The following is a 17,935-nucleotide window of genomic DNA, read 5'->3' as shown; positions in this document are numbered from 1 at the left end:
ACTAAACCTCCAACAACACCGCCTTCAACTGCCCAATTTTATCCCTTACCGCTGCCGCTTTTTCAAACTCGAGATCTTTAGCGAAATCTCGCATTTGTTGCTCGAGCTGTTTAAGTTCTTTTTCCAGCTCTTTGCGGGATTTTGGTTTGTAGGTATTTGCAAATTTTTCTTCGACTTTGACCGCTTGTTTGCCTCGTTTCGGCTTGTTGGTTTGTCCGATGTCGAGCAATTCGCCTACTTTTTTGTTGAGGGCTTGCGGAGTAATACTGTGTTCTTCGTTGTATTTTTGTTGTTTTTCTCGGCGGCGTTCGGTTTCGGTAATCGCTTTTTGCATAGAGTTAGTAATGCGGTCGCCGTAAAGAATTGCTTTACCGTTCAGGTTTCGAGCTGCACGTCCGATGGTCTGAATTAATGAACGTTCGGAACGTAAAAAGCCTTCTTTATCCGCATCTAAAATCGCTACTAACGACACTTCCGGCATATCCAAGCCCTCACGCAATAAGTTGATGCCGACCAATACGTCAAACATTCCCATACGCAAGTCGTGAATAATTTCTACCCGTTCAACCGTATCAATATCGCTATGCAGATAACGCACACGCACGCCGTGTTCATCGAGATAATCGGTTAAATCTTCCGCCATTTTTTTGGTTAGCGTAGTAATTAACACTCGTTCATCAACCGCCACTCGTTTATGGATTTCCGATAACACATCATCAACTTGCGTGGCCACAGGGCGAACTTCTATGATCGGGTCTAATAATCCCGTTGGGCGAACCACTTGATCCACCACATCACCGTTTGATTTTTCTAATTCATAATTGCCCGGTGTTGCCGAAACATAAATCGTCTGCGGTGCAAGGCGTTCAAATTCTTCAAAGCGTAATGGGCGGTTATCCAATGCAGACGGCAAGCGGAAACCGTATTGCACCAACGTTTCTTTTCTGGCTCGGTCGCCTCGATACATACCGCCGATTTGCGGCACGGTAACGTGGCTTTCGTCAATAATCAGCAAGCCGTCCGCCGGCATATAGTCGAATAATGTCGGAGGCGGTTCACCCTCTTTTCTGCCCGACAGATAGCGTGAATAGTTTTCAATGCCCGAGCAATAGCCCAGCTCATTCATCATTTCAATATCGAATTGCGCGCGTTGAGTAATACGTTGTTCTTCCAACAATTTATTTTCTTTGATGAAATACTCGCGGCGTTCCACCAGCTCTTGTTTAATTTCTTCAATCGCATTCAAAATGCGTTCACGAGGGGTAACGTAGTGCGTTTTCGGATAAATAGTATAGCGAGGCACTTTGCCCAAGCTATGTCCGGTAAGCGGATCAAACAACGAAAGGCTTTCGATTTCATCGTCAAACAATTCAACACGTAACGCAATTTCATCCGATTCGGCAGGGAAAATATCAATTACTTCGCCACGCACACGGAAAGTCGAACGCTGAAATGCTTGATCATTGCGGGTATATTGCAATTCGGCAAGACGAGCGAGGAGCTCTCGTTGGTCGATAATCGCCCCCACTTGCAAATGCAGCATCATTTGCATATAGGCATCCACGTCCCCCAAACCGTAAATGGCGGAAACCGAGGCAACTACGATGGTGTCTCGGCGTTCAAGGAATGATTTGGTTGCCGACAGTCGCATCTGTTCGATTTGTTCATTAATCGACGCATCTTTTTCGATAAAGGTATCACTACTCGGCACATAGGCTTCCGGTTGGTAATAGTCATAGTAGGAAACGAAATACTCCACCGCATTTTCAGGGAAGAAGGCTTTCATCTCCGCATACAGCTGGGCGGCAAGCGTTTTATTCGGCGCAAGCAACATTGCCGGACGATTGAGTTGAGCGATCACATTCGCAATAGTAAAGGTTTTACCCGAACCGGTTACCCCAAGTAATGTTTGATGCGCCAATCCGTCATTTAACCCTTCGGTCAATTTAGCAATCGCTGATGGCTGATCGCCAGTGGGTTTAAATGGGCTGTGTAAAATAAAAGGTTTGCCTTGCTTGCTCATATAACATCCTATCCGAGAAAATTTATCGTTATTTTAACATAAGCAAGCGGTGAATTTTTTAAGAAAATTTGCAAATAAAAATGTGAATTAGATAACAAAATTACCAGTATTAATTTGATAATGATTATTAATAAGAATATAGTTGCAACACTATATTTAGCTAAAAGGACATTTTTATGCAGTTAACAAAATTAGCAGCTTTGCTTTCGGGTTTACTACTCACGACCCAATCTTTTGCTTTAGATTTAACGAAAGAAACCGAAGCATATAAGCAATTTGTGGTTGAACAGATTGATCAATTAGTGATGGATACGGAAAAGTTTGTTGATTATTTAAACCAAGGCGATGTGCAAAAAGCGAAGCAAATTTACCCGCTTGCACGAATGTATTTTGAACGTTCAGAACCGATTGCCGAAAGTTTTGGTGATTTAGATCCTCGTATTGATGCACGTCTTGCCGATTTAACCGAAGAAGGTAAAACGGAAAAAGATTGGTCAGGTTTCCATAAAATCGAAAAAGTCTTATGGGAAAAAAATACGACCAAAGGTACAAAAGCTATTGCGGAACAGTTACTGAAAGACGTTAAAGAATTACGTGCGAAAATTCCGACGGCGGAAGTTACGCCTGAATTAATGATCACCGGTGCAGTCGATTTATTAAATGAGGTGTCCACTACTAAAGTAACCGGCGAAGAGGAAATTTTCTCTAAAACCGACCTTTACGATTTTAAAGCCAACATTGAAGGGGCAGAAAAAATCTATGAAATCTTTAAACCGCAATTAGACAAAACGGATGCGAAACTTTCGGCGGAAATTGCCGCTCGCTTTGCTGCAGTCAATACCTTACTGGCAAAACACAATAAATCGAAAAACGGTTACGATTACGTAGCTTATAACACTCTGTCAAAAGCGGATGTGAAAGCACTAGCCGAAGCGGTAAATCAACTTGGCGAACCGTTAGCCCAATTAGGTGTTCTATTAGAGAAATAAGGTAGGAATAAATTATGGCAGACACACATTCTCGCCGTGATTTTCTAAAAAACACCGCATTGGTAGGAGCAGGCTTATTGTCCGCTCCTACTTTTGCTTTAGAATCACGACAACTTAGCTCACACGTACAGAATCAATATCCTTTTTATGGTCAACATCAAGCCGGTATCGTCACCCCTGCACAAAAACATATCTATTTTCTCGTCTTGGATTTAGATACTACTGATATTGCAAAAGTGAAAGCAATTTTTCAGACTTGGACAAGTTATAGCCGTAATTTGACACAAGGTAAAAATGTAAAACCCTATAGCAATAATGCCTATGTTCCGCCTGCTGATACCGGTGAAGCGGATAGCTTAGAGCCGCAACATCTCACACTCACTTTTGGCATCAGTGCTGCTTTCTTTAAAAAATTAGGTATTGAAAAACATAAGCCGACCGAATTACAAGATTTGCCACACTTTCCTCGTGATCAATTGCAAGCTGAATTTAGCGGTGGCGATATTTGTATTCAAGCCTGTGCCGACGATCCCCAAGTTGCCTTCCATGCGGTGCGTAATTTAGTGCGGGCTGTTCGTGGTGAAGTCAAAATGAAATGGTCGCAAATGGGCTTTAACTCATTTTTAAATAATGAAACGCCACGTAACTTATTTGCATTTAAAGACGGTACCGCAAATGCCGAGAGTTTAAAAGATCAGGATAATGTGGTTTGGGTACAAAACGGTTGGCTACAAGGCGGTTCTTATTTAGTGGTTCGCCGTGTCAAAATGTTCTTAGAAACTTGGGATCGTACACATTTAAGATCGCAGGAAGAAACCTTCGGTCGTTATCGTGATTCAGGGGCGGCACTTGGTTATAAACACGAATTTGAAAAATTCGATCTGGCGAAAAAAGATGATAAAGGTAATCCAGTGATGCCGGAAATTTCGCATACACACCTTGCCCATAAAACGGGAGTAAAAATGCTCAGACGTTCGTTCTCCTACGCCAGCGGTATTGACGATAAAGGGCAATTTGACTCGGGCTTACTGTTTATTTCGTTCCAACAAAGCCCCGAGCAATTTATCAAAGTGCAAAACGCTTTAGGAAATATCGACAAAATGAACGAATATATTACCCATATCGGCAGCGGCTTATTTGCCTGCTTTGCCGGTGTAAAAGACGAAAATGATTATCTTGGCAAAGCCTTATTCGATTTACTCTAAGGAATAGCAAATGACATTAAAAAAATTAATCATCATTCCTCTGCTCTTTGCTAGTTCAATCACATTAGCGAAAGTAGACGTTAGCCCGTTATTCGTACAGCTCTCTGAAGCAATGGCAGAACTTAAAAAAGGTGAAGTTACAAAATCTCAGCAAAATTTGACCGCTTTACAGCAGGCCTTTAATCAGTTTGAGGCGCATCATTCGGAAGCGGGTAAAAACGTAGCGGATGCTTTAAGCCAAGCGATTAAAACTACGGATCTAGCCAACGTAGAAAATGTCGCTAAGCATCTATACCGTTTTGAAAAAGAACAAAATCCGGTGGACTATGCAGCTAAACACCAAACTTTCGTTAAACAAATGACCCCACTTTATTACAATTTGCAACGTGCGGTACAAACCAAAGAGCTTAAGCAAATTAGAATGGCGGCACGTCATTTCGGTAAAAATTGGGCGAAATACGAAAAAACGATCCGTGAAATGAGTTTAACTCACTATGGTAAATTTGAACGTTCACTCGGATTAATGCGGATTGCGATTACCGCTGAAAAACCGGATATGGCTAAGATTGAACGGAGAGTAGCTGAATTAGGCAAAGTAATGGCTGAGTTTAGCCAATTTAAAGTGCAATAATTCAGATAAAGCAAAGGGCGTTTAACACGCCCTTTTCCCTTAAAACAAATCCCAAATCGGTTTGCAATCTGCCGGCAGTGTTAGACCTCTGCCAAGTTCAATCCAACCGGTCGGGTAATGGAAATCCGAACCGACCGAAGCATATAAATCAAACTCTTTTGCCCAACGTGCGATCAATTGACGTTGATCCGGCGTTTGCCCGCAGCCGGCAACCTCAATGCCGTCACCACCGGCTAATTTAAAATCAGCGATTAAACGGCGAATCCAGCGTCCGGTTAATTTATAACGCAACGGATGCGCAATACAAATCACCCCACCCGCTTGATGCGTTACTTCAATCGCTTCTTCTAGACTACACCACATTGGCTTAACGTAAGCTGGTTTACCGCCCCCGAGGTATTTCTTAAAGGCGTGTTCGATATTTCGTACATAACCGTTTTCATGTAAAAAACGCCCGTAATGCGCACGGGTAACTTCTCCGCTTGCTAACGCTTTTGCCCCTTCGTAAGCATTTGGGATGCCGGCTTTTGCAAGTTTTTCGCCGATTTCGACCGCTCTTTGCTCACGCAGTAACGCTTGCTTATCTAACAATGCTACTAATGCAGGATGCGTCTCATCCACGTTTAAAGCGGCAAGGTGAATGCTTTTACCTTCCCAAACGATAGAAATTTCTACGCCAGCAATAAAGCGAATCGGTTGCCCTTGTGCTGCGTGTTTCGCTTCTTGAATCCCTGCTACGGTATCGTGATCGGTTAAGGCAAGCATTTCGATTTGTTGCTCTAACGCACGCTGAACCAATTCGGTCGGGCTAAGCATACCGTCCGATGCGGTGCTGTGTGAATGTAAATCATATTTCATGCGTTAAAGTAATCCTGCTTGAATAAAAAATTGTCGATACGCCTCGATTTTCTTAGCTAAACTCAATGGATAAGCCCGAGAGGTAGATGGCAAACGGTAAAGGAAAAGTTCACGCTCGGCACAGTACGGATAGTGAATCCATTCATTCGTTTTCGGTGCTTTAATTTTTTCATTTAATAAACCGAGTAACGTATCTGTTGCCAAACCGCCAGTGGTAAAAATCCATTTCACATGAGGTAATGTTTTTAATAATTGCGGCATATCTACCGGATCAACGATTTTTAAATCCTTATCCGAAGCATTACCCTTTAAGCGAATGGCTGTTTGTGCTGATGAACACAACGCAATGCCCTTTTCGCGTAAAAACGCTTCGATTTTTATTGGGTCAAAACGTTTTTCATCGCCAACACGGAAATGGTCGGTATCATCATAGAAAACTGCGCCCATAATACGCCACATATCGTTTTGGAAATTCGGGTAATGAAATTCCATACAGCGTTTTTCACCTGTCGGCGGAAAAGTCCCCATCATCACTACGGTTGCGGAGGTTGGTAACACCGGTTGAAACGGGTGATGTTCTAAAGGTTGTTGCATAGCCGTTTTCTCCTACTTATTTAATTAATGCCTTTAGCATTTCCAACTTCGCCGCTTTATCCATACCCTGTTCCACCACTTGATTTAAGGCTGAAACCAACTGTTCATTTTGCGCATTATCGGTGTGTTTAACTACCTGAAATTCCGCAATTTGTGCAGCGTAAGCGGTCAAATTTTCCAATAATTTTACCTTTTCCGGATTATCGTGATGAATTTGGAATAAGTTATCAATCGCTTCGGCAAATTGTGCCGATTTGGCATCTATCTGCTGATGGCAATATTTCTGCCATTTAATCTGTTCCGCTCGGCTCAATGTTTCGGGATAATGTCTAGCACGATAGTGGAATAGTAAAGCTTCTACTCGTTCATCAGCAAACTGTAAGCCGTGATGCGCCAATTCTTGCGGCGGTAAAGTACGTAAAATCGCCATATTATTTTTATCCGCCGGCGAGAAGAAACCGTCATATAACGTGGTTTCCACATTCGCAGAAGACTCGAAACGACGTTCTTCCATAAAAATTTCAGTTACTTTCTCACGTACTAAACTTTTATTTGCTTTCAGTAATTTGAGATTTTCCAAGCAACGCTCACGATCAATGCCTAAGCGAGCCGCATTTTCAGGCAACAACACTTTTGCCGGCGCAATAATCGGACAGCGGTTGATATGCACGCCTTTTAATGACACGGGTGCAACACCTTCAGCTAACTCTTCTTTTTTAGTGTATAAACGAGTACGTAATTCTTCTGCCGAATCCGTTAATAAGGCACTAACATCGCCCGATAGATCGCAGCATAACACTTGATTTTGATTGGTCGGATGCCACGCAATCGGTGCAATCCAAGCAGTATTGCCTCGTGCGTTGCCAAACATACCGGAAACGTGTACCAACGGAGTCATATCACCGGTATCAATCATTTTCTCAATTTCTTTCTTACCACGATTTTCAAAGAAAAATTGGAAAAGTTTCGGCTGTTTTTGCTTAATCAATTTCGCCATCGCAATCGTGGCGTAAACGTCCGCCATTGCATCGTGCGCATTTTCATGAGCAATGCCGTTCGCTTTGGTGAGATTCTCTAATTTGAAATTCGGCACACCGTTTTCGTCCGTTACCCATTCAATACCATCCGGACGCAGTGCATAACAAGCTCGAACAAGATCTAACAGATCCCAACGTGAATTGCCGTTTTTCCAACTATATTCATACGGGTCAAAGAAATTGCGGAAAAAGGTATAACGGGTCATTTCATCATCATAACGAATATTGTTATAGCCTAAAATACAAGTGTTCGGTTGGCTGAATTCAGCGTGAATACGTGCAGCAAATTCCGGTTCTGACACGCCTTCAGCGTTACACTGTTGCGGAGTGATACCGGTTACCATCACCGCTTCGGGCGAGGGTAAATAATCCGGTGTTTGCTTACAATAGAACATCACCGGCTCACCGATGATATTAAAATCACTATCGGTACGAATACCGGCAAACTGTGCCGGACGATCTAACGCCGGACTCACACCGAAACTTTCGTAATCATAAAAGAAAAAAGTAAGATTTTTATTCATTGATCGCTTCAATTAGGAAAAATTAATCACATTGTAGCATAGCTAAGCGGTTAAATTTGCAGGAAATTTTACAAATAAGGGAATTATGGATAGAAAAAAACCCGACACCAAGAAAGCGATGCCGGGGGAGGTCTTACCTAAGGAAATGAAAAAAACTTACATGAATTCTGTTCAGTTAGCGTTAAGTATGACTGGACGGATTTCAGAAAGTTCACAAAAATATTAAAAATTTTTAATTTTTTTGAATTTATTTTATTTTTCTTATATATCAATAAGTTAGATGAATTCACTGTGTGAGAAATTTATACTGAACTGCATAATATGGCAGATTCTTTGAATTTTTTCTTACATTGCCTTATTTTTGAGCATCAGTAATTTGTAATCTAATTAAAAGCACAAAGAATTTTTAGCAAATTCTTGTTCTAGCAACGAAAATGCAGAAAAAAATCGACAATTTCCTTTATTTCCTTACTTATTCTTGTAAAATACCGAACGATTATTTTCTATAAAACTCACAATAAAGATTGAGGTATTCAATGTCTAAATTTCCAACAGTTTCGGAGATCCTATCAGGCAAAGTTGCGGTAGGCGAAGAAGTTGCAGTACGTGGTTGGGTACGTACCCGCCGTGACTCAAAAGCAGGTTTATCATTTTTAGCCGTTTATGACGGTTCTTGTTTTGATCCGATCCAAGCGATCATTAATAACGATTTAGCAAATTATAACGATGAAGTTTTACGTTTAACCGCAGGTTGTTCCGTTATCGTAACCGGTAAAGTGGTTGAATCTCCGGCAGAAGGTCAAGCAGTTGAATTACACGCAACACAGGTAGAAGTGGTTGGTTGGGTTGAAGATCCTGATACTTATCCGATGGCGGCAAAACGTCACTCTATCGAATATTTACGTGAAGTGGCACACTTACGTCCTCGTACTAACTTAATCGGTGCGGTAGCTCGTGTTCGTCATTGTTTAGCACAAGCGATTCATCGTTTCTTTAACGAACAAGGTTTCTATTGGGTTGCAACTCCGCTTATTACAGCATCGGATACGGAAGGCGCGGGCGAAATGTTCCGTGTTTCAACATTAGATTTAGAAAACTTACCGCGTACTGATGAAGGTAAAGTCGATTTCAGCCAAGACTTTTTCGGTAAAGAGTCTTTCTTAACCGTATCAGGTCAGTTAAACGGTGAAACTTACGCTTGTGCATTAAGCAAAGTTTATACGTTCGGCCCGACATTCCGTGCGGAAAACTCAAATACCACTCGCCACTTAGCGGAATTCTGGATGGTTGAACCTGAATTTGCATTCGCAACCTTAGCGGACAATGCAAAATTAGCGGAAGATATGCTGAAATATGTGTTTAAAGCGGTACTTGAAGAGCGTAAAGATGATATGCAATTCTTCGCAAAACATATTGATAAAGATGTTATCACTCGTTTAGAAAACTTTATTGCGTCACCATTCGCACAAGTAGATTATACCGATGCGATTGAAATCTTATTAAAATCAGGTAAAGAATTTGAGTTCCCGGTTTCTTGGGGTATCGATCTTTCTTCTGAACACGAGCGTTTCTTAGCGGAAGAATATTTCAAATCGCCGGTAGTTGTGAAAAACTATCCGAAAGACATTAAAGCATTCTATATGCGCTTAAACGATGACGGTAAAACTGTAGCGGCAATGGACGTATTAGCACCGGGAATCGGTGAGATTATCGGTGGTTCACAACGTGAAGAACGTTTAGACGTATTAGACGCTCGTATGGTTGAAATGGGCTTAAATCCGGAAGATTACTGGTGGTATCGTGATTTACGTAAATACGGTACAGTTCCACACTCCGGTTTCGGCTTAGGTTTTGAACGTTTAATCGTTTATGTAACCGGTTTACAAAACATCCGTGAAGTAATTCCATTCCCACGTGCACCACGTAATGCGAATTTCTAATCGAGACTAACAAAAAAGGGCGAATAATCTTATTCGCCCTTTTGCATATAAGCGGTCAAAATTTGCAAAAAATCAGCAAAACTTAACCGCTTGTTGAACTATCCTATCCCATCAATGTTTTATTTGGCTCTCTCGCAATTTCTCTAGCTAATTTCGGTACTAAATAACCCGAACTAATGCGTTGCAATTCTTTATAAATTTCTGCTGCTTGTTGATCCTCAATAAAGAAATGACTCGCCCCTTCCACTCTATCAAGCAAATGCAAATAATACGGCAACACGCCGCTATCAAATAATTTATCACTTAATGCTTTCAATGTTTGCGCATTATCATTAACCCCTTTCAATAAAACGGATTGATTGAGTAACACAACATTTGCTTGGCGCAATTGATTGAGTTTATCGACTAAGACTTCATCCACTTCGTTAGGATGATTAATATGGGTTACTATCACAACTTTTAAACGAGATTTTGATAATCGGTCACATAATTGCTCGGTAATGCGGCTCGGAATCACCACCGGCAAACGGGTATGAATGCGCAATGTTTTGATATGCGGAATCTGTTCCAAAGCGGAAATCAGCCAGTCTAATTCACTATCTTTCGCCATGAGCGGATCGCCGCCGGAGAAAATCACTTCTTCTAATTCTGTATGTTCCGCAATATAGTCTAATCCCTGTTGCCAAACCGCTTTACCGCTTTTTACTTCATCATAAGGGAAATGACGGCGAAAACAATAACGGCAATTGATCGCACAACTGTTCTTAATCATAAACAGCAAACGATTATGGTATTTATGCAAAATATTCGGGGCGGGGCTATGCTGTTCTTCCAAGGGATCTTTCACAAAGCCTTGCATCTGTAAAAACTCTTCCGCCGCCGACATTGCCTGTAAAAAAAGCGGATCATTTTTATCGCCTTTTCGCATTTTTTCGACAAACGGGCGAGGCACACGCAACGCGAATAACTTACGTGCCGTTATCGCCGTTTCAAACTCTTGTGGATTGAGCTCTAGATGTTCTAATAAAGCGATAGGATCATTGAATGCTTGCGCTAATTCAATCAGCCATTGGGGTTTGGAAGATTCAATTTGGACTGGTTGCATAACTACTCATAGGGGCTGCCCTAAATATTGATAGAAAAACAAAAAAGGGCGTAATGCTACGCCCCTCCGCAAAATAAGAAATTATTGTACTAAATTACACGCAAGTGGTGAACCATTTGGATTAACCATCACGATTGGCGCAGATTGACCACCTTGCGCTGCAGCTAAATATTGCACACCGGCAATACAATAGCGGCGATAGCCATCTGTTTTTTCAACTAAGAACGGGTCAATTTGACCACCAATGCTCTTAAACGTTGCCACTGTAGCCGGTGCACTATTTGCAATATTTTTTGCATTTTCAACCGCTTGCGGTTGCGCTACCGTTGCTGCTTGCTGTGTTTGAGCCTGAGCCGCTGTCGGTGCAAGCATTTCACTTAATACATAACCTGCCGCCGCACCGGTTGCGAAGCTCGCTAAACGGTTTCCACCATTTGCTTGAGGCTGTTGATTCGGGCTCGCACGGTTTTGCGTATTATCAAATGTCGCATCTTTTTGCGTATTTGAATGAATAGATTGTGTTTTTTGTGCTGCAATCGGTTTACCTGTTACCGAACGAGATGAACTACCACGCTTTGCTTCCGCAACCGTTGCAATCGATAAAGCAATGATTGCAGAAAGAGTAATAACTTTTTTCATTGAGTTTCCCTTATTCATAAGATTTTTAAAGTATAGCGTAAAAACTTTTAGAGATCTTTCGCTAATTACTGTATTATATGGGTCTTTTTGACAAATCCAATAGTGGGTTTTCAAATTTTGTTAATTTATTGTTAAATAATTGAGGAAACAATGGCTAGTTACAGCACTAATGACTTCAAACCGGGTTTAAAATTCATCCAAGATGGCGAACCTTGTGTAATCGTTGAAAACGAATTCGTTAAACCGGGTAAAGGTCAAGCATTTACCCGTACTAAAATCCGTAAATTAATCTCTGGCAAAGTATTAGAGATCAACTTCAAATCAGGTACTTCTGTTGAAGCAGCGGATGTTGTAGATTACAACTACACTTACTCATACAAAGACGAAGATTTCTGGTACTTTATGCACCCTGAAACATTCGAACAAATCTCTGTAGACCAAAAAGCATTAGGCGACAACGACAAATGGTTAGTTGACCAAGCTGAATGTATCATCACGTTATGGAACGGTTCTGCAATTTCTGTAACTCCACCAAACTTCGTTGAATTAGAAGTAGTTGAAACAGATCCGGGCTTAAAAGGTGATACAGCAGGTACTGGTGGTAAACCGGCAACATTAAGCACAGGTGCAGTTGTTCGTGTACCATTATTCGTACAAATCGGCGAAGTAATCCGTGTTGACACTCGTTCTGGCGAATACGTTTCACGTGTAAAATAATTAGCTTTTTATCTAAGACGGCAGTGATAACTGCCGTTTTTTTATAGATTTTTCTTATTGAATAGAATTTTTTATTATAACATTACCTTTGACAAGGTGTTTGTTTTTTGTACTGTTTAATGCATATTACTCCTTTGTGGAACATCAGATACAACAGGAGAAACTATGCTTAACAACCTTCACTCCCCGCTTTTTGGCACACCTATTACGTTACAAGATAATGGTTCATTAAATGTACCAGATAACCCCATCATACCTTTTATTGAAGGAGATGGCGTTGGTGTAGATATTACTCCTGTGATGATCAAAGTGATTGATGCTGCGGTACAGCAAGCCTACCAATCTAAAAAGAAAATTGATTGGTTAGAAATCTATGCAGGCGAAAAAGCAACAAAGCTTTATGGAACTGACATTTGGTTACCTGATGAAACGCTAGCAGCAATAAAAAAATTTCATATTGCAATTAAAGGCCCATTGATGACACCTGTCGGTGGTGGCATTCGTTCCCTTAACGTTACCATGCGACAAACTTTAGATCTCTATAACTGCCTTCGCCCTGTTCGCTACTATGAAGGCACACCGAGTCCAGTTAAATCTCCTGAGTTGGTCGATATGGTAATTTTTCGTGAAAATTCAGAAGATATTTACGCTGGTATCGAATGGCTCGCCGGTTCAGAGCAAGTTGAAAAATTGTTTAATTTCTTGCAACAAGAAATGGGAGTAAATAACATCCGATTTACTAAAAATTGTGGTATCGGTATTAAACCCGTATCAGAACAAGGAACCAAACGTCTTGTTCGAGCCGCTATCCAATATGCAATAGATAACGATCGTAGCTCGGTCACTTTCGTGCATAAAGGCAACATTATGAAGTTTACGGAAGGTGCTTTTAAGCTATGGGGATACGAGGTTGCACAGGAATTCGGCGCAACTCTATCTGAAAATAAAGAATATGAGCTGATTAATCCTAAAACGGGCCGAATCATTATTATCAAAGATTGCATTACCGATTCCTTCTTACAAGAAGCGCTACTTCATCCTCAAGATTATGATGTTATTGCCACCCTAAATTTAAATGGTGACTATATTTCCGATATGTTGGCAGCTCAGGTCGGGGGTATAGGTATCGCCCCCGGCGCAAATATCGGTTATGAAGCAGCCATTTTTGAAGCAACCCACGGTATCGCCCCAAAACTTGCTGGAAAAAATATCGCAAATCCTTGTTCATTGATTTTAAGCGCAGAAATGATGCTACGTCATTTAGGTTGGGAAGAAGCGGCTGACTTAGTCATAAATGCAGTATCTAAAACAATTGCGAATAAAACGGTTACCGCAGATTTCGCCGACAATCTAACTGATGCAACTTTACTATCCACCTCGGCATTTGGTGAAGCAATTATTCAAAATATGTAATCATAAGCGGTCGAATTTCTTGCAAATTTTGCAAACAATTCGACCGCTTTTTTATTTCTCACCGTTTGCTGCTTTATGAAATTCGTAATACGGTGTAGAATACTCTGTTATTTTTATTTAAAGGCAACAGAGAACAATTATGACAGAAGAAATTTTAGAAAATGTGCCGGAAACCCGTGCGAATTTTATTACCCATATTATTGATGAAGATTTAAAAAGCGGTAAACACAATAACGTTTACACTCGTTTCCCACCTGAGCCGAACGGCTATTTACATATCGGTCACGCAAAATCTATCTGCTTAAACTTCGGTATTGCCCAAGAATATAAAGGCTTATGTAACCTTCGTTTTGATGATACGAATCCGGTAAAAGAAGATGTTGAATACGTTGATTCAATCAAACAAGACGTAGAATGGTTAGGTTTTAAATGGGAAGGCGAACCGCGTTATGCATCTGACTATTTTGATCAACTTTACGGCTATGCAATTGAGTTAATCAACAAAGGTTTAGCTTATGTTGATGAACTTTCGCCGGATGAAATGCGTGAATATCGTGGTACGTTAACCGAGCCGGGCAAAAACAGCCCATACCGTGACCGTAGCGTGGAAGAAAACTTAGCGTTATTTGAAAAAATGAAAAACGGTGAGTTTGAAGAAGGCAAAGCATGTTTACGTGCTAAGATTGATATGGCATCACCGTTTATCGTAATGCGTGACCCTGTAATCTACCGTGTCAAATTTGCTCACCACCACCAAACTGGTGATAAATGGTGTATCTATCCGATGTACGATTTTACACACTGTATTTCGGATGCGATTGAACGAATTACTCACTCATTATGTACACTTGAATTCCAAGATAACCGCCGTTTATACGATTGGGTACTTGAAAATATTTCTATCGAGCGTCCATTACCGCACCAATATGAATTTTCTCGTTTAAATTTAGAAGGTACTCTCACTTCTAAACGTAAATTATTGAAATTGGTGACAGATGGCACGGTGGACGGTTGGAATGACCCTCGTATGCCGACAATTTCAGGTTTACGTCGTCGTGGTTATACACCGGCATCATTACGTGAATTTTGTCGCCGTATCGGTGTGACAAAACAAGATAACGTGGTGGAATACTCAGCGCTTGAAGCTTGTATTCGTGAAGATTTAAACGAAAACGCACCACGTGCAATGGCAGTAATCAACCCAGTTCGTGTTGTGATTGAAAACTTTGGTGATAAAGAAATCTTAAAAGCACCAAATCACCCAAATCGTCCGGAATTAGGCGAACGCGATTTACCGTTTACTCGTGAACTTTATATCGATGAAGCGGACTTCCGTGAAGAAGCGAATAAACAGTACAAACGTTTAGTATTAGGCAAAGAAGTGCGCTTACGTAATGCTTATGTAATTAAAGCTGAACGTGTAGAAAAAGACGAAAACGGTAAAATCACTACCATTTTCTGTACTTACGATCCGGAAACTTTAGGTAAAAATCCTGCGGACGGTCGCAAAGTGAAAGGGGTAATTCACTGGGTATCAGCGGAAGATAATAAACCGGCTGAATTCCGTATTTACAACCGTTTATTCACGGTAGCAAACCCAGGTGCGGAAGATGATATTAATGCGGTATTAAACCCGGAATCATTGGTAATCAAACACGGCTTCGCTGAGCCGAGCCTCGTTAATGCGAAAGCGGAACAAGGCTACCAATTCGAACGTGAAGGCTATTACTGTTTAGACAGTAAAGACGGTTCGGCTGAAAACTTAGTATTTAACTTAACTGTAAGTTTAAAAGAAGGTTTTACAGCTTAATTTTAATGATAAGCGGTCAAATAGGGCCGCTTTTTTACATACTCGAGGACAGATATGAAAAAAGTTATCTTCTTAGTAGCAAGCATTTTAGTGATCAGTGCTTGTTCTCAATCTAAAAATGTTTATTTTAACGGTGCTGAAGGCTCGCATTCTGGCATCAAATACGAATCTACCAGCAAAGCGTTTTCATTAAACTAACAGTTTTATATATAAACAAGCGGTTAAATTTTCAGAAGATTTTGCAAAAAATCCGAAGAATTTAACCGCTTGTTTTATTAGTATAAGAAATTAATCAGCTAATTAGTATTGCTTCTGCCATTCCTCTTTATAAAACATTTGTTTGCTTGTTTTACCCTGTAACATTTGATAGTAATAATCATAAGTTACTACATTTTGCACATATCCTCTCGTTTCATAAAACGGAATTGAAGCAATAAATTCATCCATCGCTAATGTGCCATTACTTCGTGCTAACCACTTCTCTACTCGACTTGCGCCGGCATTATAAGCTGCAGCAATTAAAATACGATTATTTGGATACTTCACATTTAACTCATTTAAATGTGCTGTACCTAACATAATATTTCTAAGCGGATCAAACAAATCTTTATCGTTCTCAAACGGCAATCCCATATTTTTCGCCGTTAATGCTGCTGTACTCGGTAACATCTGCATTAGCCCCATCGCATTCGCGTGTGACTTAGCTTGGCTGCTCCAAGCGCTTTCTTGACGAGCAATTGCCATCGCAAAACTGTTAGACACGCCTTTCTCAGTAAGATTTAAATCAAACCATTGTGCATAAGCATTCGGTAGGCGTAGATCGATATAATCCCATGCTTTTGCTTGAATCGTGGCTTCAACGGCTAAATCATACCATTCTTGCTGCTTGGCATATTCACTTAATCCAAGTTGCTCCTCAAACGATAGCGTCTTCAGCCATTCAACCCATAATCCTTTAGCGGACTCGAAACGATTAAGCGCACGCCATTCTTTAATACGTATAAATTGCGAGGTAAATTGCGCTATCTGCTCATCTGTTAACGGTTTAACTTCAGGCTGATTAAACTGATAATTCATATCTAATTGCTGAGCAGCTAACATCGGATAAAAACCACGCTCTTTCGCCAAACTTGTAAGCTGTTGAGTACGCTTTTGTGGATCTTTTTCTGTTTTCGCTAACCAATAACGCCATTCTGCTTTTTGTTTAGCCTCATCCGATAATAACACAAGCCAAGTATCCAACTTCTCTTTTTTCCATAGCGCCATACGTATGCGTCGCTCGGTCAGATTATCCGCTTTTAATGTTTGAAGCTCATTATCACGCCAAATTTGCCATTCTCCTGACTGATTATCAAAAAAGCGACTGATAAACGCTGTTTTCCATTCTTTTAACTCAGCCGATGTTAATTGCCATTTTTCCGCCCAAGTTTGGTAAGGCGCAAAATTAGGTGATGGCATATCTTCAGCTAATGATTTCAACAATTTAGGAAAGGTGTACATAATCAATGCTTTATTGTGTTCAGTAAGCGGTTGATTTTGAACAAAATTTTGCAAATAATTTACGTTATTCTGTAGTTTGCTTACTTCGCTAAGCCACAAAGTAAGTTCTGAATCTTGAGTATTTAAACTCAAAGTTTCTAAGCCTTTAGCTGCATTTTGTTTAAATAATTCAACTGCTTTTAAACGGATTTTATCCGCTGTTTTACCGCCTTGATCACGCCAATAAGCTTCAATATCGGCACAACTTTGCGGTAATTCAGCCGTTTTTAACCAAAACTTTTCAAACTGTCCGAGTAAATCAGTTATTACGCTATTTACCGCTGTATCTACCGAGGTCTTGCTTTGTGTTGCTTGTTCAGCTTCAGGATTGATCTGAGCTTGACTAGCGAATAACTGATATTGTGCAGAAAACACTCGACACTGATTTTCATTGCCCTCCGGCGTCACTTTTTTGGCATACTCAAGTAACTCTGCCCATTTTGCCGCTTGATATAATTGTTCAAATGTGAGCTGATTTAAGCGCTTCTGATAAATCGAATTCGGATATTTTTCGGAAAACGCTGAAATTTCTTGTTCTGAAACTTGCTTAACTGCAAGCTTGGTCTTCAGCAATTCCCATTCCGCTTCCATTTCCAGCGGATAGCCGGCTAATGCCTTGAGTAACGCATTACTTAGCTGTAATGCATTCGGCGTTAATGTTTTCTTTGTTTGTGCCGCTTTTAAAATTGCATCTAATTGCTCAAAATAAGCTCTTTGCTTAACAAGTTCCGCTGCATCCTGCTGATCTTTTTGCCATTTGTCAGTTAATTTTTTTTCTAATTCGGCTTGGAGCTGAGCAACCTCTGTCTCACTGTATACTTTCGTTTTCTGCTTTGCTTCAACACTTATATTTACTGAAGCTGCAACCAATAAAGCTAGAACTGTTTTTTTCCACATTATTTCTTCCTCCC

15 protein-coding genes are annotated in these 17,935 nt (G+C 40.6%); 8 read left to right on the top strand and 7 right to left on the bottom strand.

Annotated elements, in window-relative coordinates; translation table 11 throughout:
- Position 1: 1 nt before the first annotated feature.
- The gene (gene uvrB, locus ASU1_RS03510; RefSeq protein ID WP_014991482.1) at positions 2-2,023 is read right to left on the bottom strand and encodes an excinuclease ABC subunit UvrB; all 2,022 of its coding nucleotides are present in this window, start codon (positions 2,021-2,023) and stop codon (positions 2-4) included.
- 176 nt (positions 2,024-2,199) lie between these two features.
- On the opposite strand from uvrB, the gene efeO reads away from it, so the two are divergent.
- The 3 genes from efeO to ASU1_RS03495 are packed head-to-tail and all read left to right on the top strand — an operon-like array spanning position 2,200 to position 4,848.
- Positions 2,200-3,012, top strand: a complete 813-nt coding sequence (gene efeO / locus ASU1_RS03505) for an iron uptake system protein EfeO (protein ID WP_014991481.1) — start codon at positions 2,200-2,202, stop codon at positions 3,010-3,012.
- A 14-nt stretch (positions 3,013-3,026) separates the two neighbouring features.
- Entirely contained in the window at positions 3,027-4,217 is a 1,191-nt protein-coding gene (efeB, locus tag ASU1_RS03500; protein ID WP_014991480.1) for an iron uptake transporter deferrochelatase/peroxidase subunit, read from the top strand.
- Between the two features lie 10 nt (positions 4,218-4,227).
- A complete protein-coding gene (locus ASU1_RS03495) occupies positions 4,228-4,848 on the top strand; it encodes a hypothetical protein (RefSeq protein WP_014991479.1) in 621 nt (206 codons plus the stop codon).
- A gap of 39 nt (positions 4,849-4,887) precedes the next feature.
- On the opposite strand, the gene ASU1_RS03490 is transcribed toward ASU1_RS03495, so the two are convergent.
- Genes ASU1_RS03490 through sbcB form a run of 3 tightly spaced genes read right to left on the bottom strand, consistent with a single transcriptional unit; the run spans position 4,888 to position 7,861 of the window.
- The gene (locus ASU1_RS03490) at positions 4,888-5,706 is read right to left on the bottom strand and encodes a PHP domain-containing protein (RefSeq protein WP_014991478.1); all 819 of its coding nucleotides are present in this window, start codon (positions 5,704-5,706) and stop codon (positions 4,888-4,890) included.
- Positions 5,707-5,709: 3 nt separating this feature from the next.
- The gene (locus ASU1_RS03485; RefSeq protein ID WP_014991477.1) at positions 5,710-6,300 is read right to left on the bottom strand and encodes a DNA glycosylase; all 591 of its coding nucleotides are present in this window, start codon (positions 6,298-6,300) and stop codon (positions 5,710-5,712) included.
- A gap of 16 nt (positions 6,301-6,316) precedes the next feature.
- On the bottom strand, positions 6,317-7,861 hold the full coding sequence (gene sbcB, locus ASU1_RS03480; protein WP_014991476.1) for an exodeoxyribonuclease I: 1,545 nt from the start codon (positions 7,859-7,861) through the stop codon (positions 6,317-6,319).
- 536 nt (positions 7,862-8,397) lie between these two features.
- Between sbcB and asnS the strand changes: the two genes are divergently transcribed.
- Complete coding sequence (gene asnS, locus ASU1_RS03475; protein ID WP_014991475.1) at positions 8,398-9,801, top strand: asparagine--tRNA ligase; 1,404 nt, start codon at positions 8,398-8,400, stop codon at positions 9,799-9,801.
- A 103-nt stretch (positions 9,802-9,904) separates the two neighbouring features.
- Here the strand turns inward: asnS and epmB are convergent, their stop codons facing one another.
- The gene (epmB, locus tag ASU1_RS03470) at positions 9,905-10,906 is read right to left on the bottom strand and encodes an EF-P beta-lysylation protein EpmB (protein WP_014991474.1); all 1,002 of its coding nucleotides are present in this window, start codon (positions 10,904-10,906) and stop codon (positions 9,905-9,907) included.
- A gap of 81 nt (positions 10,907-10,987) precedes the next feature.
- A complete protein-coding gene (locus tag ASU1_RS03465) occupies positions 10,988-11,545 on the bottom strand; it encodes a hypothetical protein (protein WP_014991473.1) in 558 nt (185 codons plus the stop codon).
- A gap of 150 nt (positions 11,546-11,695) precedes the next feature.
- Between ASU1_RS03465 and efp the strand changes: the two genes are divergently transcribed.
- From efp to ASU1_RS11935, 4 genes are all read left to right on the top strand, one after another.
- On the top strand, positions 11,696-12,262 hold the full coding sequence (gene efp / locus ASU1_RS03460) for an elongation factor P (RefSeq protein ID WP_014991472.1): 567 nt from the start codon (positions 11,696-11,698) through the stop codon (positions 12,260-12,262).
- A 165-nt stretch (positions 12,263-12,427) separates the two neighbouring features.
- Complete coding sequence (icd, locus tag ASU1_RS03455; RefSeq protein WP_014991471.1) at positions 12,428-13,675, top strand: NADP-dependent isocitrate dehydrogenase; 1,248 nt, start codon at positions 12,428-12,430, stop codon at positions 13,673-13,675.
- Between the two features lie 139 nt (positions 13,676-13,814).
- Positions 13,815-15,485 carry a glutamine--tRNA ligase gene (gene glnS, locus ASU1_RS03450; protein WP_014991470.1) on the top strand — a complete coding sequence of 557 codons (1,671 nt, stop codon included), beginning with the start codon at positions 13,815-13,817 and terminating at the stop codon, positions 15,483-15,485.
- A 54-nt stretch (positions 15,486-15,539) separates the two neighbouring features.
- Positions 15,540-15,683 carry a hypothetical protein gene (locus ASU1_RS11935; protein ID WP_014991469.1) on the top strand — a complete coding sequence of 48 codons (144 nt, stop codon included), beginning with the start codon at positions 15,540-15,542 and terminating at the stop codon, positions 15,681-15,683.
- A 102-nt stretch (positions 15,684-15,785) separates the two neighbouring features.
- Here ASU1_RS11935 and ASU1_RS03445 read toward each other — a convergent pair whose 3' ends face one another.
- On the bottom strand, positions 15,786-17,921 hold the full coding sequence (locus ASU1_RS03445) for a transglycosylase SLT domain-containing protein (protein WP_014991468.1): 2,136 nt from the start codon (positions 17,919-17,921) through the stop codon (positions 15,786-15,788).
- Positions 17,922-17,935: the final 14 nt, after the last annotated feature.

It is taken from the genome of Actinobacillus suis ATCC 33415 (assembly GCF_000739435.1).
Taxonomy (GTDB): Bacteria; Pseudomonadota; Gammaproteobacteria; order Enterobacterales; family Pasteurellaceae; genus Actinobacillus; species Actinobacillus suis.
Note: the sequence above shows the minus strand (reverse complement) of the source record. Positions and strands in the feature narration are given on the sequence as shown.